Below are 20,658 nucleotides of genomic sequence, written 5' to 3'. Positions count from 1 at the left end.
ATCATGAAGATCGCCTTTGCCACACAGGACAAGCAGCGGGTCGACGCCCACTTCGGCTGGGCCAAGCACATCGCGGTGTATGACGTCAGCAAGGACGGCTACAGCTATCTCGAAACCTTCGACTTCGGCGGCAAGCTCGATGAAGACGGTGACGAGGACAAGCTGGCCCCCAAGCTGGAGGCGATCGCCGACGTAGCCATCGTGTATGTCGCGGCCATCGGTGGTTCGGCCGCGGCGCGCGTGGTCGCCAGCAAGATTCACCCGATCAAGGTAAGCCAGCCCGAGCCCATCCTGGACATCCTGGAGAAGCTGCAGGAGGTGCTCAAAGGTACACCGCCCCCCTGGTTGCGCAAGGCCCTGACCAAGGACGAGGCGCGCGAGCTGGATTTCGAAGACGAAGTTTGAGAGAGCAGAAGAGAGCACACATGAACAAGGAGCGGAATCGTGGCTGAAACACTGGAACTGACGGCCGAAGATGCGGCCGCGCTGGACACGCCCTTCATGAAAGAGCTGGTCAAGCAATGGCGTGCGCAGGACACGCACGGCACCTGGGACCGCAAGAGCGATGCCCAGTTGCTGGAGCCCTACATCCTGACCGCCGAGGCGCGCCGCGCGCTGCCCATCATGGGCGACCCCGACCCCGAGACGCTGTGGCGCATCGAGATCTTCTTCAGCGCGGTGGGCCTCGCCATCGAGCGTGCCACCAAGGTCATGGTGACCCCGATGATGAAGATGTCGCACGAGGGCTTCGGCCGCCAGGTACTGATCGCCGGCCGCCTGATCGCGGTGAACAAGCAGTTGCGTGACGCCCACCGCTTCGGCTTCCCCACCCTCGCCAAGCTGGCCGAGGCCGGCGGCAAGTACGTCGATGAAGGTGTCGGCATGGTCGAGAAGTACCGGGAAGTCGCGACTTACGGCTAATCGGCGGAGCCACTGTATTCCCCTCTCCCGCATGCGGGAGAGGGTGGCCCGCAGGGCTGGGAGAGGGAGAGGCGACGCGTGAGATTTCCGGTCGCCCTCTCCCCCAGCCCCTCCCCCGTTCTCGGGGGAGGGGAGTTGTAGGGTGGGCACGGTGTGCCCACGCGTCAGTCGCGTATCCGCGCAGGCGGATGCAAGCTTAGATGGAGAAGAGAAGTGGAAGACCTCGACACCCTCAAGACGAAAGTGAAGAAGCTCAACGCCCAGGCCACGCAGGCCAAGATGGATCTGCATGACTTGTCCGAGGAGTTGCCGACCAACTGGGAAAAGATCCTGGAGGTGGCGCAGATTGCCTATGACGCGCACAAGTCGCTGATGGCGGCGCGCAAGGAACTCGCCGCCGCGACCGCCTGAGTGCGACACGGTCCCGTTTTTCGACCGCGGCGGCCTCCCCCTCCTCATTGGGTCGCCGTGGTCACCTGCTTGTCGTAGTACCGCCAGCGCCGGGTCCTTCCGGGGCCGGCCGGATTCCGGAACGCCAGCACCGGAGTCCGGCCGGATGCCGGGACATTGCCCCCATGCCGGTGTGGCGTTTTTCGTGGAGTCACAACAATGAGTGTCTATTCCATCACCCTGCCCAGCGGCCAAGTCTGGACCCCACACTTCGTGGCCGAGCTGGATCAGGAGAAATGCATCGGCTGCGCGCGCTGCGTCAAGGTGTGCGCCAACGACGTGCTGGCGCTGGCAGGCATGACCGAAGACGGTGAGCTGATCACCGTCGATCCCGAAGGGGATGACGACGATGAGTACGAGAAGAAGGTCATGACCATTGCGCGCCACGACAACTGCATCGGCTGCCAGGCCTGCTCCAAGGTCTGCCCCAAGAAGTGCTACACGCACGCCCCGGCAAACGTGTAGCGGTTTGAGGCCACGGGTGGTGCTCAGCGTCGGCGGGAACGCTTGATGCTTGAGTGCACCCATGCCGCAACTACGGGAGACAGCCATGGCGACACCTGCACATGCCTATTCCCTGAGCGAGGCCCTGCCCGGCCCGCTCTCCTTCGAGCGCCTGCCCGGCCGTTCCGCGCCCCCCTCGGTCGAGGCCTTGCGCGATGCACTGATGGGGCGGGCGGCCCGTCCGGCCTACGGCGTCAGCATCGCGTTGGCCGGCGTGCTGGCGGGTAGCTGGGCGCGCCGTGGGTTTGGCTACCTGCCCTTGTTCGGGCTGGAGGCGGGGGCGGTCCGGCGCCTGCTGGCCACTCACTTTCCCGGTGCGGAACTGCACCTGCCCTGTGCATGGGACACCCTGAGCAACCCCGCTGGCTTCGAGGAAGCCCTGGAGTTGTCGGATCTCGTCGACATGCTTGTCGAACACCGGACAGTGGAAGACGAGGACAGCACCTGGCTGGCCCATGCCATCGCCACCGCCTGCCTCGGAGAGGACCACCTGTGGCAGGACATGAACCTGCCTTCGCGTCAGGTCCTGTCCGATCTCTTCTACGGTTTCTTCAACGGTATCGCGGTGCGCAACCGGCAGGACATGAAGTGGAAGAAGTTCCTCTACAAGCAGCTCTGCGAACGCGCCGAAATCCGCATCTGCAAAGCGCCCAGTTGCGGCGTATGCGCTGACTACAAACTGTGCTTCGGGTCGGAGGTGTGAAAAATCCTGGTGCGGAGGACTGAGGACGCGCTGGCCTTTCCACCCGTCCTGCTTCACAGTGCGCGGCATGGCGCACCCTCTGTTCGCTTCCCTGATACCCGCAGTTCGTCCCTGGCAGCGCAGCCGCGCGTGGCTGGCGCTGCTCGTCTTCGTGCCGCCCCTGCTGTGGCTGTGCGGGCACGGGGCCTCGTCCGCTGCAGCCTTGTTTGGTCTGGGCGTGTTCATCGCCTTGCTCATGGACACCGGACGGAATCGCTGGCATCGCCTGGAGCACATGCTCCTCGGCGTGCTGACCGTCACCCTGGGCGCGGTCGCCGGCTATGCTGCCAGCGCGGTCTCGCCCCTGCTGTGGTGGGCTGGTTTGTTGCTGGGTTTCAGCGCGCTGGGGGCGGCGTTCAACGCCGGCATCGTGCTGGAGATCAAGCTGCGCAATCTGGGCCTGGGCTACCTGGTTGGCAAGCTGCCGATGCTGTTGCCCATGTCCCTGTTGCCCTATGCCCTGGCTGGCGCGGCGTGGGCCATGCTGCTGAGCCTGCTGTTGGCGCCCGCCCTGCACAATCCCTTTCCCGTGGCGCAGGCGCCGTCCTGGCGGGCCGACTGGCGCGCTGGTCGCGGCGGGCGCTTCATCGGCCTGGGTTTTGGTCTGCTGCTGGCGGGCGCGGTGGCAACCAGCATGGCGCTGGCCCTGCAACTGGCGCTGCTGAGCCCGGCGGTGGCGGGCACTGCCACACTGTTCGTGCTGCGGCCAGACCATGGGCGCACCCTGGTCCTGTTGTGGCAGCGCCTGTGCGGCGTGCTGGCGGCGGCCCTGCTGGCCTATCTGCTGTTCCTCGTGGCGGGCTCTCCGGCGGTGTATGGCGGGGTGGCCAGCCTGTGTCTTGCGGCGCTGCCCCTGGCACTGGTCAGTGGCATGCCCTGGCTGGTCTTCAACAACACCCTGCTGCTGTTCATGCTGCTGGGTTTGCTGGGTCTCACGGGGAGCGGCGCCGTGTTCTCGATCGAGTTCCGCGTACTCGACACGCTGCTGGGCTGCGCGGTCGCAGGCCTGGCCGGCGCCCTGTGGCAGCGCATCGCCTCGCGCGAGGCTTGAAGCTGTTCAGGTGCTGAGAATCTTCTTGCGCTCGCCGGCCGAGAAATTGCTGAAGTGGCCTTCCTTCGCGGCGGCGGCGCGGGCGCGGCGGATGATCTCCTTGCTCTTGCCGGGCGCGGCCGGCAAGGACACCAGTTTTTCGAGCTTGCTGCTGCCGCAGGCCGGGCAGGTCGGCGTGTCGCTCGCGCGAACCAGCAGTTCGGTGGTCTTGTCACAATCCTGACAATGGAAGTCGAACAAAGGCATCGTCTGTCCTCCTGGACGCGGGTCTTGCCAGTGTCACTGCAAGATGGATGCCTGCTTGGTAGTGGAGGGCGGGGATGAGGCGTGTACTGGCGTGGATCGGCGCTTGTGCCGGCGGGCTTGGCGTGGCCGCGCTGGCCGGGACCACTAGGGCCGAGGAGTCACGGGCCGGGGAGGTCGCTGCCCATGCCTACAGCAGCGAGGCGGTGATGAGTACGATCACGCGCCGTCAACTCGCGGTGGAGACCCTGCTGCCCGTGGTGGGCGCGCGGCCCCCGGGCGGCGCGCGCATCACGCAGCTCGTCTATCGCTGGGACTATGGCGCGCCGGGTGTCGCGCTGCGGGTGCAGTTGTGCCAACTCGGTGGGCGCTGCCTCGATGTCTCCGGCGCGCGTGAAGGTCGTACCGATTTCTTCGCTGGCGCGGCGGCCGCGCAGGCTTTTTACTTTCGTGCCGTGGCACCGGGCAAGGGTGCGCTGACGCCCCTGCCCGGGCGCCTGGCGCGGGTGATCGTGAGCTGGGGCGGCACGGCGCCATAGCCCGCCGCATCGGCCTGACTGCTCTGCGTGATTCAGGTCGCGCGCAGCGGGCTGTGCGCAATGACCTCGCAGAACAGCGGAAACAGCTCGGGGTCATGCTTGCTGCCCAGCTCCTGGGTCAGCACCTGCATGATCTCGTCATGGCTGCGCTGTCGATGGTAGGCGCGGGTCACCGCCATGGCGTCGTAGCTGTCGGTCAGGCTGATGATGCGTGACGCCAGCGGAATCGCTTCGCCAGCCAGTCGGTCGGGGTAACCGCTGCCGTCGAAATGCTCATGATGGTGGCGGATCGCGCGCGCCGCCTCGGCCGAGCCGTCGATGCCGGTGGCGAGGATGATGTCCTCACCGATCTCGGAGTGGCGGTTCATCTCGCGCCGCTCGGCTTCGCTGAACGGGCCTGGCTTGGAGAGAATCGCGTCGCGGATGCCGATCTTGCCCACGTCGTGCAGCGAGGCGCAGATGTGCAGGATGCCCAGTTCGTGCGCTGACAGGCCGCAGCGCTCACCGAGCGCCATCGACAGCGCGCTCACGCGCTCGGAGTGCAGGCGGGTCTCATGGTCACGATGCCCCAGTGCGACCGAGATGGCCTGGGTGTAGCGATACAGCGTGTCGACCAGTCCATCTTGCATACCCATGCAGCCATCCTCTTGCACCCATGTCGTCGAGCGACGATTGCTTGCAGTGTAGGCAGATTCCGAAGTGGCCGGCTATCGCTGCGTGTTGCAGCTTGTGACGGCGCCTACAAGCGCGGGATTTCGCGCGCATGCACCAGCTCGAAACCGCGGTCGTGGTCCTTGCGATTGCAGTGCCCGGGCGTCCCCATGCGCTGCAGGCGGCGCAGCCACATGCCGTCGGCACAACGCCAGGCCTCCAGCGATTCGGCCTCGATCTGGCGCAGGTAGGTCTCGTCCTCGGCGTCGATGCGTTCATCCCACAGCGTGTAGGTGTGGTGGTAGTAACACAATTGCCCCTGCACGTCATAGCCGCGCCATTTCGATGCGGGTACGCTGTCGTCATGAAAGGATTCGATGTGGCTCGGCGCGACCACCATGTCCAGCAGCTCCACCGGCAGTCGCGTGCGCCAGCTTTCGACAAAACGTTCCATGTTGTGTGGCCTTTGTGTGATTTCGCTATAAAGTCAGATATACATCGACATCAGCAAGAACGATGCCCGCCTGGAGAGTCATGAATCCCTACCGCTTGCCCGATCCCGATATTGAAGCCCTGTTGCAGGCCGACGCCCCCTGCGGTGACGCCACTACCCAGGCCTTGGGCATTCCCGGCATGGCGGGACGCATGGAATTCCGCGCGCGTTATGCCATGTGCCTGTGCGGTAGCGAGGAGGCGGCGCGCATGGGCGAGCTGCGCGGCCTGCACCAGGTCGGCGAACTGCGCCCCTCGGGCAGCCACCTGCAGGCGGGCGAGTTGATCCTCACGCTGGCGGGCGAGGCGGGTGCCTTGCACCGTGTGTGGAAGACCGCGCAGACCCTGATGGAATACCTGTCCGGCATCGCCAGCGCGGTGGTCGAGATGCGCGAGGCGGCGGCGCGTGGCAACCCCGCCACGCGACTGGTGTGCACCCGCAAGCACTTCCCCGGTACCAAGACGGCGGCCGTCAAGGCTGTGTTGTGCGCTGGTGCCACGCCGCATCGCCTGAGCCTGTCGGAGACCGTGCTGGTGTTCCGCGAGCATCGTGCCTTTTTGCCCGAGTACACGCCGGCCGAGATGGTGCAGCGCCTGCGTGCCGCCTGGCCCGAGCGGCCGGTGGCGGTGGAGGTGGATGGTGAAACCGAAGCGCTGGCCTGGATTGAAGCAGGGGCCGATGTGTTGCAACTCGAGAAGCTCACGCCCGAGATCCTTGCACGCCTGCGCGCACGCGTGCCGGTCGGCGGCCATCCGCTGCTCGCCGTGGCTGGCGGGGTGAACGTGGACAACGCCGAGGCCTGGGCTCGTGCAGGTGCCGACATCCTGGTCAGCAGCGCGGCGTATTTCGCCAAACCACGCGATGTGGCGGTGAGTCTGGTGCCTGCAGCTTGATGCGGATGGCCGGGCCGGTCGCATGGGCGGCGGGCTCACTGCTTGCGTTCGGCGCCTTCCAGCAGGGCCGCGATGACTTCGCCGCCCAGGCCGTGATCGGGGTCCAGCTCACCGAGCTTGGTGATCAGCTCGCGCGCTGCCTCGCTGCGTCGTGAGCGCAGGTAGATGAATGCCAGGGCCTTGAGGCTGAACAGCCAGAAGCGCGCCGGGCCGGTCGCCGCGAAGTCGGCATGGCCGGCGCCCACCTCGCGCCAGTCCGCGGGCAGCCCGGCCAGCCGCGCGGCGGCCGCGATGCCGCGCGTGGCCGCCTTCTCCGCCTGGTCGAACTGGCGCTTGCTGGCGTGGAACTTGTACAGCAGGTAGTAGACCGGCAGGCAGTCTGGCGCGCTGGCATGTGCTGTCCACAGCAAGGCCTCCATCTCGTTCGGCTGGGTGCCGCGCGCTTCGTCGAGCAGGCGGCGTACCAGCGGCGGCACCTCGCCGCCGAAAAACTCGTCGGAGGATTCGCCGGTGAACAGGTTCACCAGAGACTCTCCGGCGCCTTGAGGCGCGCCACCGGCTCGCCGCCCAGCAGGTGCGAGTCGAAGATCTCGACCACGTCGGCTGCGGTGACGCCGTTGTAGAGCACGCTGTCCGGATAGACCAGCACATTGGTGCCGTTGTCACAGGGCCCCAGACAGCCGGAGTAGGTGATCGCCACCTTGTCCCAGCAATTGCGTTTCTGCAGTTCGGCCCAGAAGGCTTGCAGCACTTCGCTGCCGCCCTTTTGCTGGCAGGAGCCGCGTGGATGACCCGGCGGGCGGGCCTGGGAGCAGACGAAGACGTGTTTGAGGGGCTTGGGCATGATGCTTCTCCGGGGGGAAGGGAAGTCAGGGTGCCGGCGCGCGCTGCGGTGAGTGATCGGCTGAGCGCTTGGCCGGCTATGTTCGTGTCATTCAGTGCGTGAGGCGGACCACCCAGGCCTCCATGGCGGCGATGTGGGCGGCGCGTTCGCGCGCGAAGCTGGCGGCCATCTGGCGCAGCGTGGTATCGGGGGCGGCCGCGGCCACGCCGGCGTAGTAGGCGTGACTGCGCCGTACCAGGCTCAGCGCGCAGGACATCGCACAATGCACGCCCAGCAGGCGGGCCGTGCCGGCGCGCACCGCGTTCTTTGGCATCGCCAGCAGGCAGTCGCCGATCGGTGGCACGCTGAGGGTCGCGTCGCTGCGCATCACGCCGTCGGCGCGGGCTTCCTGCGCGTCCAGGCGTGAAGTCTCGGCCAGGCTCTGGAAGAAGCCTTCCAGCTCGTCGTCGCCGGCGTCGAGCGCGACCTGCGCCAGGCGCGTGTAGTGCTTGGCTGCCTCTTCCTCCAACACGATCACGTTGGCGAGAAAACGGTCGCTCTCGTCCATCGTGCCGCGCCGTGCTTACGCGGCCGAGGGCAGGCTGGAACGCAGGCTGTCCAGGGTCACCGTCTTCTTGCCGTCGGCTTCCTGGAAGACCTTGAAGACGCGCTCCTGGGCCGGCGTGGACTTCACGAAGTCCTCGTAGGCTTCCACCAGCAACTGGCGGTAACGCGCGTACAGCGCGCCGTCGGCCAGGCGGGTGATCTCCTCGTCGCGCCGCAGGTACTGATAGAAGCGCTTGAGGATGTGCAGGCGGCTCACATTCACCACACCCTGGTCGAAGGGGATGGCGAAGAAGTTCAGGAAGTCCTCGGCCGACGACAACTGGGCGAGGCGCTGGGTCAGTTCATCCATGGTGTGCTCCTTTGGCAGCCTGTGTGCTGCCGTCGAAAGTGGGCTGCGAGCAGGTGTCGTCGCAGTCGTGACAGGCCCCGGGAGCCGGCGCGCGCTCGCCACGCAGGCTGAGGACTTCCTTCTCCAGGTCGGCGATGCGTTCCAGCAGGCAACTGATGGCCTTGCCCACCGGGTCGGGCATCTGGTGGTGGTCGAGGTCGATGCCGCTGCTGGTGATGCGGCGCTTGCTCTTGGGCAGCACCATGCGGCCGGGGATGCCGACGACGGTCATGCCGGGCGTCACGTCCTCGATGACAACGGAATTGGCGGCCACGCGGGCCCGGTCGCCCACGGTGATCGCGCCGAGGATCTTGGCGCCGGCACCGACGACCACGCCGTGGCCCAGGGTGGGGTGGCGCTTGCCGGGGTTCCAGGTCGTGCCACCCAGGGTGACGCCGTGGTACAGCGTCACGTCGTCGCCGATCTCGGCGGTCTCGCCGATGACGACACCGGCGCCGTGGTCGATGAAAAAGCGGCGGCCGATGGTGGCGCCCGGATGGATGTCCACGTTGGTGATCAGCCGGCCGAAGAAGGAAATCAGGCGCGGCAGGTAGCGCCAGCCGCGCTGCCACAGGGTGTGCGCGAGCCGATGCAACACCAGGGCCTGGATGCCGGGGTAGATGGTCAGCAGCTCCAGCGTGCTGCGCGCGGCGGGATCGCGCTGGAATACGCAGGCCACATCCTCGCGCAGCATGCGCAAGAGGCCGCGCGGTGCGGGCGGCACATCGCGGGTCAGCTCCTCGATGATGGCTTGTTCGGCTTTCATGCCGCCTCCATGCTGTGGCGCGAGGCTTCGAGGTAGAAGCGGGTCAGCACGGCGGCGTCCGGCTCGCGCTTGGTCTGCATCGCGTAGTCGCGGATGCGCTCGATGATCTGTGCCGTCTGCAGCGGTCCGGGATGCAGGCCGAGGCGGGCATAGGCAGCAAGCACCGCGTGCGAGCCGGAATGCTTGCCGAGCACCAGTTGATGGCTGCGCCCGAGTTCTGCCGGATCGAAGCCCTGGTAGTTGCGCTGGTCCTTCATGAGGCCATCCACGTGTATGCCGGATTCATGGGTGAACACCGCCTCGCCGACGATGCTCTTGTTGGCCGCCACCGGCCGGCCCGAGGCCATGGCCACGAGGCGCGAGGTCGGCAGCAGGAGTTGCGAGTCGATGCCGCATTCCACGCCATGGACGTGGCGCATCGCCATCACCACTTCTTCCAGCGGCGCGTTGCCGGCGCGCTCGCCCAGCCCGTTGACCGTGGTGTTGGCATGCGTCGCGCCGGCACGGAAGGCGGCCAGCGTGTTGGCAGTGGCTAGCCCGAGATCGTTGTGGGCGTGGATCTCGATCTCGATGTCCACCGCGCGGCGCAGCGTCGCGATCGCGGTGTGCGTGGCGAAGGGGTCGAGAATGCCCAGGGTGTCGGCGTAGCGCACGCGGCGTGCGCCAGCAGTCTGCGCGGCCTCGGCCACACGGCACAGGAAGTCGGCGTCGGCGCGCGAGGCGTCTTCCATGCCGACGCTGACATCCAGGCCGGCATCGCGCGCCATCGCCACATGCGGGCCGATCTGTGCCAGCACCCAACTGCGGTCGCGCCGCAGCTTCGCCTCGAGATGAATGTCGGAGACGGGGATCGACAGGTGCGCGATGTCGGCATGACAGCGCAGCGCGGCGCGCACGTCGCGCTCCACCATGCGACCCCACACCATCAGGCGGCTCGGCAGGCCCAGCGCGGCGATCGCGTTGATGACCTCGATCTCGCCCTCGCCCATCGCGGGGATGCCCACTTCCATCTCGACCACGCCGGCATTGGCCAGCGCCTGGGCAATGGCGCACTTCTCCGCCGTGGTGAACGCCACCCCGGCGGTCTGTTCGCCGTCGCGCAAGGTCGTGTCGTTGATGATGAAAGCCGTGTTCATGCGGAACCCCCTCAGGAGGAGGTAAGCAAGCCGCGTGCCATGTTGAAGATCCTTGCTGTGGCGCGCTTTCGGCGTGGCGGAGGGTTCCGCGTGTGCGGACTGTATCGTGCTGTGTGCGGCGGAATGTGTGCTTTCCGACAGAGTCGGGTCGGGCAAGAACAGCTCATCGGGTAAGCAAAATCGACGTCTTCCCGCCGTGCCGATCCTCGGTCGGAAAGTGCACACCGGGGTCGCGCATGCTGTGCATGTGCAACATGCCGGCGCGCCCAGGCCCGCACGCGAGCGACAAGTTAAACGATTGCCTTTCTTGTGCGGCGCACGCAGTCCATTCGTCGAGTCACCGGATAAAAAGCTTTGTATTCAAGAGGGTAATCGTTTACTTTGAAATGGCTCCCCTGCATGCGACTACGGCAATGCCAGGCCGCTTCGCGCGGCAGTCTGAATGACCGGGGAGTGGGCGCTCGGCGCCGATCACAAAGACATGAGATCAAAGGAGGAACAGGTGAATACACAACACAAGCGGGTTTCCGCATCGGCGGCGTTGGCTGCCGTCCTGTGGCTGGGTGCGGCGCAGGCGGGGGTGCATCCCTCGCTGCCAGACTGGAGCGCAGCGGGTTACAAGGGAGGCCAGGCCTTGCCGACTGGCGGCACAGTGTTGGCCATGACGTCCTACGGCGTCACCGCCAATGATGGGATCGACGACACGGCGGCGATCCAGGCGGTGATCGACCAGATCCGCGCCGGCACGCTCACGGTCAATGGGGCGGTGGTGAGCGAGAGCAACCGCGCGATCCTCAGCTTTCCGGCCGGGGTCATCAACATCAACAAGCAGATCCGCGTGGATGCGAGCTGGATCACCCTGCGCGGCGCCGGCAACTCGGCGACCACGGGCACGCGCTTCGTCTTCAAGCCGGCCGCGACCTATGCCAATGACAACGGCCTGCCGGTCATCGACGGCAAGTTGTGGCCTGGTTACGCGGCCTTCCGCGTGGAGGAACGCAACAAGCACGCCAACGACCAGACCTACGAGGGCAGCATCAACTTCCACTGGCTGTCTGGCGTCAAGGTGGCCTCGGGTGGCGGCGGGGTGAGGGGCGGCAACACGGTCACCGTGGAGTCCGGCAAGGGCAGCGGCTTCGCCGTGGGCGACACGGTGTATGTCGGGGCGACCACCACGGTGGCCTTCTACGACCAGATGCAGGCGCCGCAGGCCTATCGCTACAACACCCACATGCAGTCGCAGATGTTCCGCGTGACGGCGCGCAGCGGTGACGTGCTGACGCTGGACAAGCCGCTGGAGTTCGACATCCCCTACAGCAACGGCGGCCAGTTGCCTTCCGACCAAGGGGGGACATCCAACACCACCTATTACAGCAAGGTGATGAAGGTGGCGGCGGTGAAGGGCGTCGGCTTCGAGGACTTCTACTTCACGCAGGAGCTCTCGCACACGCCCTACGCGAGCACCGTGAACGCCAATGACTACGACGCCACGACCAATCCCAACGGCGTCGGCCTCAAGTACAAGAACATGGCGCCGGAGTACGCGTTGCACGGCATCCTGTTCAAGTGGGCGCAGGACGGCTGGGTCAAGGGTGTGCGCACCTACATGACCGGTTCGCACCCCATCGTGACCGAGTTTGCGCGCCACATGGAGTTCAGCAACAACGTGATCTTCGGCGCCTGGAACAAGGGCAAGGGCGGTCATGGCTACTTCCGTGGCTCCAAGCTGTATGACAGCAAGATCATCGGCAACACGATCGACCGCGTGCGTCACCTGACCCTGCAGTGGTCCGCCACCAACAACGTAGTCGATAGCAACACGCTGTCGGTGGACATGAACCTGCACGGTGGCTGGGAGCGGCGCAACCTGATCCAGCGCAACACCATCGCCATCCCCTTCGAACACAGCAGTTGGGGGGAGGGCGAAGGCGGGCAGGACATGCTGGAGGGCACCTGGTTCCCGATCTGGTGGGGGGCGGGACCGCATGCCTCCAAGTGGTCCGGTGCGACCGGCCCGCAGAACGTGCTGTTCAACAACATGCTGTCCAAGCAGAAGACCAAGGGCGGCCTGTACATGAGCTACACGCCCTACGCGACCGCCACCACCATCTACCAGATGGGCTGGGACGGCAGCGCCTGGACGCACCTGCAGAAGCCGACCGGAACCTTCATCTCCACCTGGGGCAGCAACGAGGAGGTGTACTTCAACCTGTCGCCGAACAAGGGCGTGGATAGCTGCCTGAGCTTCAGTGGCACGTCGCTGCTGGGCAGCGGCTCGGCGACCAGCAGTTGCGGCGGCTCGTCCTCGTCGAGCAGTTCGTCCAGTTCGTCGTCTTCGTCAAGCTCCTCCTCGTCTAGCAGCTCATCGAGCAGCTCCAGCAGCAGCTCGTCATCCGGTGGATCGAGTTCCAGCTCCAGTTCGAGCAGCTCTTCGTCGAGCAGTAGCTCCAGCAGCTCGTCTTCCAGCAGCTCGGGGGGTGGCACGGTGACGCTGACGGCCAGCGAAGACGCCTATGTGCACGAGAGCAATGCCGGCACGAACTACGGCAACGACACCAGCCTGGTGCTGAAGACCGATGCGGGCAAGAACCGCTATGCCTTCGTCAAGTTCTCGCTGGCCGGCGCGCCGAGCATCACCACCGCCAAGCTGCGCGTGTATGGCAGCGCCAGCGCTGCCACCACGCTCAATGCCTACCAGGTGGCCGATGCTTGGGCCCAGGGCTCCTTGAACTGGAGCAACCGGCCGGCGCCGGGCAGCCTGATCGCGGGTGTGGCGATGAATACCACCGCCAAGTACTACGAGATCGACGTCACGGCTTACGTCAAGGCCCAGGCCGACGGCGTGGCTTCCTTCGTGCTGCAGGAGAGCGCGGGCAAGTACACCACCCTCAATAGTCGTGAGAATGGCAGCAACAAGCCGCAACTGATCCTCAACTGAGGCCGGTCGGCGTGAAACGAAAGAGCGCCCCGCGGGGCGCTCTTTTACTTACGGGCAGGCGGGTCAGGGCACGATCTTGCCTGCACCGGCGCCCTGGCTCACGATGCCGGGGATGCTGGTCGCCGGATCGAGCACGTAGTCGTAGTAGCTGCGCGGGTTGAAGGCGGTGCCGGTCTGCACGATGGGGTCATCCACCTCCACCGCGTAGTTGGTGGCATCCCAGGTGAACACGCTGCCGCCGAAGCCCTTGCCGACCACGTTCACATAGTCGATGTAGTTGCCATCGGCATGGATGTCACACTCGTCACCGAGGCCCACGATGTAGCTCTGCACCTGGTTGGCGTAGTTGTTGTAAACGTGGGCCTGGCCGAAGCGCACCCGTGGGTGGCGCGAGATACTGCGTTCCAGCCAGTTGTGGTGGTAGGTCACGTGCAGCTTGCCGCGGTCCTGCAGCGCGTTGTCGTCGCTGTGGCCCAGCAGCATGCTCTTGTCGGTGCCCACGAAACGGTTCCACGAGATCGTCACCCAGTCCGAGCCGCGCTTCACGTCGGCCGCACCATCCGTCCCGGAGAGGAAGGTGTTGTGGTCAATCCACACGTGGTGCGAGTAGCAGGAAACCTGCACGCCATCGTCCGCATAGTTGTCGAATGTCAGGTTGCGGATGATTACGTTGGACACGTGGGTGAAGTTGCTGGCCTTGTCCGGCGTGCACTCCGTGTTGCCGTTGGCGGCGCGCACGGCGGGCGTCCACCCGCTCACGTCCAGCCCGAAGCCGACCAGGCGGGCCGTCGTGCCCACGCCCAGGATGGACTTGTTGGATCCCACGTTGAGCATCTTCACGCCAGCTTCCGCATTGATCGTGCCGGACACGTAGACGACGCGCGGGGCATGGTCGGCGATGGCATCGCGCAAGGCGGTGAAACTGCTCACCGTGACCGTGCTGCCGCCGGCGCCGCCATTGGTACCGGCACGGCCGTCGCGGTTAAGCGAGGCGAAGCCGTTGACGCCCGGCGCATTGCCGCCCGAGGAGCTCGACGAGGAGCCGCCCGATGACGAAGAGCTGGAAGAAGAACTGCTGGAGGACGAGGAGCTCGAAGAGGAGCTGGACGAACTCGACGAACTACTGGACGAGCTGCTCGACGAAGAGCTGCTGGAGGAGCTGGACGATGAGCTCGACGACGAACTCGAAGACGAACTCGATGAGGACGAGCTGGACGAGGAGCTGCCGCCGGGCACCGAGCATTCATTGACGCCGCCGGCGATCTTGCTGCCGGCGCCGAAGGTGGCCTCCGAACAGACGAAGCTGCCGGACAGAACTTTGTAGGTGAATTTGTCGGCGCGACCGAAGGCCACGTTGGTGCTGGTGCTGACCGAGCAGGTCTTGTTCTCGGTGCAGATGGTGACGTAGCCGGCTGGCCGGTTGGCGGCCTGCGCGCCTGTGCTGAGGGCGAGGCCGAGTACACCCAGGGCGATGCTGAAGCGATTCATGATGTCTCCTGGCGAGAGGCGGGGCGCGGGCGCCGCATGGCGCATCGTCCCCGTGAGGGGTGGAGGTCGGGGCGCGGCCGGCTTGACCCAGCCGCGCCCGCCGGCGATCAGGGCACGATCTTGCCGGCCCCTGCGCCCTGGCCGACCACGACCGGGATGCTGGCTGCGGCGTCCGGCGTGTAGCTGTAGTAGCCACGCGGATCGAAGCCCTTGCCGTTGGCGACGGCCTGGTCGCTGGGCCCGACGTTGACGACGATGTTGTCGGCCGTCCAGGTCAGGTCGCTGCCACCGTAGTCGTCGGTCACCGCGTCGGCGCCATCCACGTAGTTGGCATCGGCGTAGATCGAGCAGCCGACGCCCTTGCCGATCATGTAGTCGCCGGTGTTCAGCACGTAGTTGTTGTAGACGTGGGCTTGGCCGAAGCGCACGCGCGGGTTGCGCTGGTCGGTCGCGTTCATGAAGTTGTGGTGGTAGGTCACGTGCAGCTTGCCCGTGTCCTGCGCGCCGTTGCTGTCGTCATGGCCCAGCAGCATGGTCTTCACCGTGCCGTCGAAGCGGTTCCACGATACCGTCACCCAGTCCGAGCCGCGCTTGATGTCGACCGAGCCGTCGCTGCCCTTGGTGAAGGTGTTGTGGTCCACCCACACGTGGTGCGAGTAGCAGGAGACCTGCACGCCATCGTCCGTCGGTGCCTGGAAGGTCAGGTTGCGGATGATCACGTTGGATACCGGCGTGAAGTTGCCGGCCTTGTCCGGTGTGCATTCGCCGCCGCCATTTGCCGCACGAACTGCCGGCGTCCAGCCACTCACATCGAGGCCGAAGCCGACCAGCTTCGCCGTGCTGCCCAGGCCCAGGATGGACTTGTTGGAACCCACGCTGAGCATCTTCACGCCACCCTCGGCCGTGATCGAACCCGATACGTAGACGATGCGCGGCGTGTTGTCGGCGATCGCATCGCGCAGCGCGGCGAACGTACTCACCGTGACCGTGCTGCCGCCAGTGCCACCGTTGGTGCCGTTGCGGCCGTTCCGATCGAGTGAGGCGAAGCCGCTGACGCCGGGCGCGTTGCCGCCGATGGGGGGCGCATCCTTGACGAAGCAGCGGAACTGTTCACGGTAGCCGTTGTTTGAAAATTCGGGGAAGTTCAACTCGTTGCACACGACTCCGTTGCTAAAGGGGCGAGGGGTGCTGCCGAAGTTGAACGTGGTGTACAGGGAGCTGCTGCCTACGCGGATCAGGCCGCCCGCCACCACTTCCCGGCTGCCGGTGAAGGAGCAGGTTCCGCCCCAGCGCGCACATTCGGTGTACCCCGTCAGCCCGTAGGGTGGGCCCATGTAGGAATAGCCGCCACTGCTCGACGATGAGGAGCTGGAAGAAGAGCTGGAGGACGAGCTGCTCGACGAGGAGCTCGATGACGAGGAGCTGGACGACGAGCTCGACGACGAACCGCTGCCCGAGGGTGCCGAGCATTCGTTGACTCCGCCGGCGATTTTGCTGCCAGCGCCGAAGGTGGCTTCCGAGCAGACGAAGCTGCCGGACAGCACTTTGTAGGTGAACTTGTCGGCGCGACCGAAGGCCACGTTGGTGTTGGCGACGACCGAGCAGGTCTTGTTCTCGGTGCAGAGGGTGACGTAACCGGCCGGGCGGTTGGCGGCCTGGGACGCCGCGGAGGCGAACAAGGCCAGCACGCCGAAGGCGAGACTGTAGTAACGCATGCTTTACTCCTGGATGACGCCGGCGCAGCGCTTCATGGCGAAGGCCAGCGCCGGCGATGCAAGGGAAGGGAGGGGCGCCGCGGCGGGCGCCCCCGATTCAGGCAACTACAGTGCTCAGGGCACGATCTTGCCGGCCCCGGCCCCTTGCTGGAGGATGGTCGGGATGCTGGCCGCCGGGTCCAGCGTGTAGTTGTAGAAGCTGCGCGGGTTGAAGGCGTTGCCGGTGACGAACTCCACGCCCTTGCCCAGCACGATCAGGTTGCTGGCGTCCCAGGTCAGCTTGGCCAGCGGACCGGCGTCGCCCATGTCCTGGGTGGTCTCGCCGCCGCAGTTGACGTAGTTGCCATCGGCATAGATGTTGGCCGACATGCCGACCCCGATCATGTAGTTGTTGCTGCTGGTCGGGTTGTCACACCAGTTGTTGTAGAAGTGGGCCTGACCGAAGCGCACGCGCGGGATACGCTGGCGCGAGCCGCTGAACCAGTTGTGGTGATAGCTCACGTGCAGCTTGCCGGTGTCCTGCTGTTGCGCATCGTTGTCGTGCGACAGCAGCATGGTCTTGTCGGTGTCGATGAACTTGTTCCACGACACGGTAATCCAGTCCGAACCGCGCTTGATGTCGACCGAACCGTCACCCGGCTTGTGGAAGGTGTTGTGATCGATCCACACATGGTGCGACCAGCACTGCACATTGATGTTGTCGTCGCCCGCGTTGACGAAGGTGAGGTTGCGGATGATCACGTTCGAGGAGTACGGGAACTTGCCTTCATAGGCCACCTCGCATTGCTGGTCCTTGAACTGTGCGACATGCTCGGCGCGCCAGCCGCTCACGTTGAGGCCGAAGCCGGACAGCGTGGCATTGCTGCCCAGGCCCACAATGGTCTTGTTCGAGCCAACCGGCACCATCTCGGTCGTGCCGCCATTGGTGATCGTGCCGGACACCTGCACGATGCGCGGGCTGTGGTCGGCCACCGCCGCCACGAAGTCGGCGTAGGTCGACACCACCACGCTCGGCCCGCCGGCACCGCCGGTGGTGGTGCTCAGCCCATTGGCTGCGACCGCCGCGAAGCCCACCAGACCCGGCGTTGCCCCGCCCGAGGAACTGGACGAACTGCCGCCTGAAGAAGAGCTGGAAGAAGAGCTGGAAGAGGAACTGGAGGAGGAGCTGGACGAGCTGCTCGACGACGAGCTGCTGGACGAGGATGAGCTCGAAGACGACGAACTTGACGACGAGCTGCTGGAGGAAGAGCTCGATGAGGACGAGCTGGACGAGGAGGAACTGGATGAGCTGCTCGAACTGCCGCTCGGCACCGAGCATTCATTGACCCCGCCGGAGACCTTGCTGCCGGCGCCGAAGGTGGCTTCCGAGCAGACGAAGCTGCCGACCAGGGTCTTGAAGGTGAACTTGTCGGCGCGGCCAAAGGCGACGCTGGTGGAGCTAGCGACCGAGCAGGTCTTGTTCTCGGTACAGATGGTGACGTAGCCGGCCGGCCGGTTGGCCGCCGAGGCGGCGGACGAAGCCAGGCCCGCCATGAGCGCGATGAGCGCCAGGGATTTTTGATTCACGACAGTCTCCAAGAGTGTTTTTGGCGTGCGGCACGGGCGTGCCGCCGGGCGAGCCTCGGTATCTGTTGCGTACCGATTGCTGCGTGCTCGCCCGATCAATCTGGCTCACGCCTCCCCGCAGCGTCAAGCTTTGTCCATGTGGTATGGCACATCCCCGACGATCGGCAGGACGCTGGACACGCGCTACACTCGCGCCTTTCATTGCCGGCAATGGAGTCGCTCTGCATGGCAACAGTCAATCGTCTGGTCGCCGTGCTGGCCGGCCTGCTGCTGGCCGCCCCGGCCAGCGCGCAGACCAGTCCGCAGCAGACCACGCAGGACTTTCTCACGCTGCGTCTGCAGGATGCGTCGACCGGCGCGCCCTCGGGCGCCGAGCTGCTGCACCTGTCGCCCTACCTCAGCCCCGACCTGGTGTGCCTGCTGGGCGCCGCGCAGCGCTACCGCGATCAGCATGCCCAGGCCTTGCCTGAGCAGAAGCCGCCCTTCGTCGAGGGCGACCTCTATTCCAGCCACTTCGAGATTCCCACCCGCTTCAGCCTGGGCACGCCCCGGCAGCAGGGCGACACCGCCAGCGTGGAGATTGCCTTCGAGTACAGCGATGCGAGTGGCGTGACGCAGAGCTGGCGCGACGAGTACAAGCTTCGCCACATCAACAAGCGGCGCTGGCAGATCGAGGACATCGCCTATCAAGGAAATTTTTCTTTCGGTAGCCACGGCAGTCTGCGGGCCAATCTGCTTGCCACGCTGAGCAATCCAGCGGCGGGCTCGGGCTGGGACCCGCGTGAGCTGAGTGCGTGCGAACTGCCGGCCAAGAAGGCACCCGTCAAGAAATCCACGCCGAAGAAGGCGCCGGCCAAAAAGCCAGCCAGCACCAAGAAACCCGCCTCCTGAGACCGTGCGCGACGGTATGCTTGCGGCTTTGCCGCAGCCCCGGAGCCCGCATGTTCCACTCCCTTCTCGCCATCAGCGCCGGCGCCTCGCTGGGGGCCATCCTGCGCTGGCTGCTGGGGACTTCGCTCAACGCGCTGTTTCCCGCCATCCCGCCGGGCACGGTGGCGGCCAACCTGATCGGCGGTTACCTCATCGGGCTGGCCATCGCCTTCTTCTCACAGCACGCGGGCCTGGCGCCGGAGTGGCGCCTGTTCGTGATCACCGGCTTCCTCGGCGGGCTGACGACCTTCTCCACCTTTTCCGCCGAGGTCACCACCCTGCTGCAGCAGGGGCGCCTGGTGGTGGCCGGCGGCGCCATCGCGCTGCACGTGCTGGGCTCGCTGGCCATGACCCTGCTGGGGCTGGCCAGCTATGCTTGGATCAGGGGGTGAGCATGCAAGGCTTCCAGTTGAGCTTCTTCACTGAGCAGGACCGCCGGCTGCACGGCGAACCGCTGGCCGAGTGGCTGCTGCAGGAGGCCCGCCGCCTGGGCCTCGGGGGCGGCACCCTGATCGCCGCCAGCGAGGGTTTCGGCCGCCACGGCAAGCTGCATGCGGCGCGGTTCTTCGAGTTGGCCGACCAGCCGGTGGAGATCACCTTCGCGGTGACGGCGGAGGAGGCCGAGCGCCTGCTGCAGCACCTGCGCCAGGCCCAGGTGAAGCTCTTCTATATCAAGACGCCGGTCGAGTTCGGCAGCACCCTGTAGCCTCGCCAATCTGAGCTGCGCCGCTGCAGCTCCAAGCGAGGGCTGCATCCTTTTTCACCCTGCTGCGTCTTCCCTGCATGAACGGACGTGCAGTGAGGGCAATCATGCAAATGGCAGGTGGACGGATCGCTGCGGCAAGCTGGCGGTGGTCATGGGGGCTGGGGGCAGCGGCCCTGCTGTGGTGGGCTGGCTACGCACAACTGGAGACGGCCGCGCGCTGGGCGGTCGGTCTGCTGGGTCTGGCCCCCACGACGGGGGCCGGCGCGGCGCTGCAGTTTTTCCTCTACGACACGCCCAAGGTCCTGTTGCTGCTGGTGGCCGTCGTCTTCGTCATGGGTATGGTGCAGAGCTATTTTGCGCCGGAGCGCACGCGGGCGCTGCTGGCTGGCCGCCGGGCCGGCGTGGGCAATGTGCTGGCGGCCCTCCTCGGCATCGTGACGCCTTTCTGCTCCTGCTCCGCCGTGCCGCTCTTCATCGGCTTCCTGTCGGCGGGCGTGCCGCTTGGGGTGACCTTCTCCTTTCTCATCTCGGCGCCAATGGTTAACGAGGTGGCGCTGGCCCTGCTGTTCGGTCTGTTTGGCTGGCAGGTTGCGGCGCTGTACCTCGTGCTGGGCCTGGCGGTGGCCATCGCGTCCGGCTTTGTGATCGGGCAGTTGCGCATGGAGGCGCATCTCGAAGACTGGGTGCAGCAGATTGCACGTGGCGAGGCGCGAGCGCCTGAACAGGATCTGCGCTGGGATGAACGCTGCGTGCTGGGCTGGCGCCATGTGCGCGAGATTGTCGGCAAGGTCTGGCCTTACGTGCTGGTGGGCATTGCGCTGGGCGCTGGCATCCATGGTTACGTGCCGCAGGACTTCATGGCCGCGCTGATGGGACGTGAGGCCTGGTGGTCGGTTCCGCTGGCGGTGCTGATCGGTGTGCCGCTCTACACCAATGCCGCTGGCATCATCCCGGTGGTGCAGGCGCTGCTGGCCAAGGGCGCTGCGCTGGGCACGGTGCTCGCCTTCATGATGAGCGTGATCGCGCTCTCTGCCCCCGAAATGATCATCCTGCGCCGCGCCCTCAAACCGCGCCTGATAGCCACCTTTGCGGGCGTGGTGGCGAGCGGGATCCTGTTGGTGGGTTACGTCTTCAATCTTGTCTTGTGA

At 65.9% G+C, this 20,658-nt stretch carries 25 protein-coding genes; 13 read left to right on the top strand and 12 right to left on the bottom strand.

The annotated features are described in order from the left end of the window. Positions 1–3: 3 nt before the first annotated feature. The 6 genes from nifX to NMB43_RS17940 all read left to right on the top strand — a co-directional run bounded on the left by nifX (position 4) and on the right by NMB43_RS17940 (position 3,668). Positions 4–405: a nitrogen fixation protein NifX gene (gene nifX / locus NMB43_RS17965; RefSeq protein WP_494349537.1), complete on the top strand. Its 402-nt coding sequence runs from the start codon at positions 4–6 to the stop codon at positions 403–405. 39 nt (positions 406–444) lie between these two features. Then, a complete protein-coding gene (locus NMB43_RS17960; RefSeq protein WP_494349536.1) occupies positions 445–921 on the top strand; it encodes a NifX-associated nitrogen fixation protein in 477 nt (158 codons plus the stop codon). Between the two features lie 213 nt (positions 922–1,134). Beyond that, positions 1,135–1,332 (top strand): CCE_0567 family metalloprotein, encoded by a 198-nt coding sequence (locus tag NMB43_RS17955; protein ID WP_494349535.1) that lies wholly within the window; start codon positions 1,135–1,137, stop codon positions 1,330–1,332. Between the two features lie 198 nt (positions 1,333–1,530). Then, positions 1,531–1,836 (top strand): ferredoxin III, nif-specific, encoded by a 306-nt coding sequence (fdxB, locus tag NMB43_RS17950; protein ID WP_494349534.1) that lies wholly within the window; start codon positions 1,531–1,533, stop codon positions 1,834–1,836. 85 nt (positions 1,837–1,921) lie between these two features. Next, on the top strand, positions 1,922–2,578 hold the full coding sequence (locus tag NMB43_RS17945; protein WP_494349533.1) for a nitrogen fixation protein NifQ: 657 nt from the start codon (positions 1,922–1,924) through the stop codon (positions 2,576–2,578). A 67-nt stretch (positions 2,579–2,645) separates the two neighbouring features. After that, positions 2,646–3,668: an FUSC family protein gene (locus NMB43_RS17940; protein ID WP_494349532.1), complete on the top strand. Its 1,023-nt coding sequence runs from the start codon at positions 2,646–2,648 to the stop codon at positions 3,666–3,668. A 6-nt stretch (positions 3,669–3,674) separates the two neighbouring features. Here the strand turns inward: NMB43_RS17940 and NMB43_RS17935 are convergent, their stop codons facing one another. After that, complete coding sequence (locus NMB43_RS17935) at positions 3,675–3,914, bottom strand: FmdB family zinc ribbon protein (protein WP_494349531.1); 240 nt, start codon at positions 3,912–3,914, stop codon at positions 3,675–3,677. Between the two features lie 74 nt (positions 3,915–3,988). On the opposite strand from NMB43_RS17935, the gene NMB43_RS17930 reads away from it, so the two are divergent. Next, positions 3,989–4,450 (top strand): flagellar protein FlhE, encoded by a 462-nt coding sequence (locus tag NMB43_RS17930; RefSeq protein WP_494349530.1) that lies wholly within the window; start codon positions 3,989–3,991, stop codon positions 4,448–4,450. Positions 4,451–4,482: 32 nt separating this feature from the next. Here the strand turns inward: NMB43_RS17930 and NMB43_RS17925 are convergent, their stop codons facing one another. Both NMB43_RS17925 and NMB43_RS17920 read right to left on the bottom strand, forming a co-directional pair. After that, a complete protein-coding gene (locus tag NMB43_RS17925) occupies positions 4,483–5,085 on the bottom strand; it encodes an HD-GYP domain-containing protein (RefSeq protein ID WP_494349529.1) in 603 nt (200 codons plus the stop codon). Positions 5,086–5,189: 104 nt separating this feature from the next. Continuing rightward, positions 5,190–5,555 (bottom strand): hypothetical protein, encoded by a 366-nt coding sequence (locus tag NMB43_RS17920; RefSeq protein WP_494349528.1) that lies wholly within the window; start codon positions 5,553–5,555, stop codon positions 5,190–5,192. Between the two features lie 80 nt (positions 5,556–5,635). Here NMB43_RS17920 and modD point away from each other — a divergent pair, with 80 nt between their 5' ends. Further along, on the top strand, positions 5,636–6,487 hold the full coding sequence (gene modD / locus NMB43_RS17915) for a ModD protein (protein ID WP_494349527.1): 852 nt from the start codon (positions 5,636–5,638) through the stop codon (positions 6,485–6,487). 35 nt (positions 6,488–6,522) lie between these two features. Here the strand turns inward: modD and NMB43_RS17910 are convergent, their stop codons facing one another. The 6 genes from NMB43_RS17910 to nifV all read right to left on the bottom strand — a co-directional run bounded on the left by NMB43_RS17910 (position 6,523) and on the right by nifV (position 10,167). Then, on the bottom strand, positions 6,523–7,011 hold the full coding sequence (locus NMB43_RS17910; protein ID WP_494349526.1) for a hypothetical protein: 489 nt from the start codon (positions 7,009–7,011) through the stop codon (positions 6,523–6,525). Further along, on the bottom strand, positions 7,008–7,331 hold the full coding sequence (locus NMB43_RS17905; protein ID WP_494349525.1) for a (2Fe-2S) ferredoxin domain-containing protein: 324 nt from the start codon (positions 7,329–7,331) through the stop codon (positions 7,008–7,010). The genes NMB43_RS17910 and NMB43_RS17905 overlap by 4 nt, the downstream gene beginning before the upstream one ends. Positions 7,332–7,422: 91 nt before the next feature. After that, entirely contained in the window at positions 7,423–7,878 is a 456-nt protein-coding gene (locus NMB43_RS17900; protein WP_494349524.1) for a hypothetical protein, read from the bottom strand. 15 nt (positions 7,879–7,893) lie between these two features. Further along, positions 7,894–8,226 (bottom strand): nitrogenase stabilizing/protective protein NifW, encoded by a 333-nt coding sequence (gene nifW / locus NMB43_RS17895; RefSeq protein WP_494349523.1) that lies wholly within the window; start codon positions 8,224–8,226, stop codon positions 7,894–7,896. Continuing rightward, the gene (gene cysE / locus NMB43_RS17890) at positions 8,219–9,031 is read right to left on the bottom strand and encodes a serine O-acetyltransferase (protein WP_494349522.1); all 813 of its coding nucleotides are present in this window, start codon (positions 9,029–9,031) and stop codon (positions 8,219–8,221) included. The genes nifW and cysE overlap by 8 nt, the downstream gene beginning before the upstream one ends. Then, entirely contained in the window at positions 9,028–10,167 is a 1,140-nt protein-coding gene (gene nifV, locus NMB43_RS17885; RefSeq protein WP_494349521.1) for a homocitrate synthase, read from the bottom strand. The genes cysE and nifV overlap by 4 nt, the downstream gene beginning before the upstream one ends. Before the next feature lie 502 nt (positions 10,168–10,669). Between nifV and NMB43_RS17880 the strand changes: the two genes are divergently transcribed. Beyond that, positions 10,670–13,105 carry a CBM96 family carbohydrate-binding protein gene (locus tag NMB43_RS17880; RefSeq protein WP_494349520.1) on the top strand — a complete coding sequence of 812 codons (2,436 nt, stop codon included), beginning with the start codon at positions 10,670–10,672 and terminating at the stop codon, positions 13,103–13,105. 63 nt (positions 13,106–13,168) lie between these two features. Here the strand turns inward: NMB43_RS17880 and NMB43_RS17875 are convergent, their stop codons facing one another. The 3 genes from NMB43_RS17875 to NMB43_RS17865 form a co-directional block, all read right to left on the bottom strand. Further along, complete coding sequence (locus NMB43_RS17875; protein WP_494349519.1) at positions 13,169–14,593, bottom strand: pectate lyase family protein; 1,425 nt, start codon at positions 14,591–14,593, stop codon at positions 13,169–13,171. 107 nt (positions 14,594–14,700) lie between these two features. Then, complete coding sequence (locus NMB43_RS17870; protein WP_494349518.1) at positions 14,701–16,308, bottom strand: pectate lyase family protein; 1,608 nt, start codon at positions 16,306–16,308, stop codon at positions 14,701–14,703. Between the two features lie 114 nt (positions 16,309–16,422). Continuing rightward, positions 16,423–17,874 (bottom strand): pectate lyase family protein, encoded by a 1,452-nt coding sequence (locus NMB43_RS17865; RefSeq protein ID WP_494349517.1) that lies wholly within the window; start codon positions 17,872–17,874, stop codon positions 16,423–16,425. Between the two features lie 225 nt (positions 17,875–18,099). On the opposite strand from NMB43_RS17865, the gene NMB43_RS17860 reads away from it, so the two are divergent. From NMB43_RS17860 to NMB43_RS17845, 4 genes are all read left to right on the top strand, one after another. Continuing rightward, positions 18,100–18,765, top strand: a complete 666-nt coding sequence (locus tag NMB43_RS17860; RefSeq protein ID WP_494349516.1) for a YqhG/Tai3 family protein — start codon at positions 18,100–18,102, stop codon at positions 18,763–18,765. 50 nt (positions 18,766–18,815) lie between these two features. Further along, on the top strand, positions 18,816–19,196 hold the full coding sequence (gene crcB, locus NMB43_RS17855; RefSeq protein ID WP_494349515.1) for a fluoride efflux transporter CrcB: 381 nt from the start codon (positions 18,816–18,818) through the stop codon (positions 19,194–19,196). Positions 19,197–19,198: 2 nt separating this feature from the next. Further along, positions 19,199–19,510, top strand: coding sequence for a DUF190 domain-containing protein (locus tag NMB43_RS17850; RefSeq protein WP_494352167.1), 312 nt, complete (start codon positions 19,199–19,201; stop codon positions 19,508–19,510). A 104-nt stretch (positions 19,511–19,614) separates the two neighbouring features. Continuing rightward, complete coding sequence (locus NMB43_RS17845; RefSeq protein ID WP_494349514.1) at positions 19,615–20,658, top strand: permease; 1,044 nt, start codon at positions 19,615–19,617, stop codon at positions 20,656–20,658.

The sequence above is a fragment of the Uliginosibacterium sangjuense genome (assembly GCF_059132465.1).
This window is presented reverse-complemented; position numbering and strand designations above follow the sequence as displayed.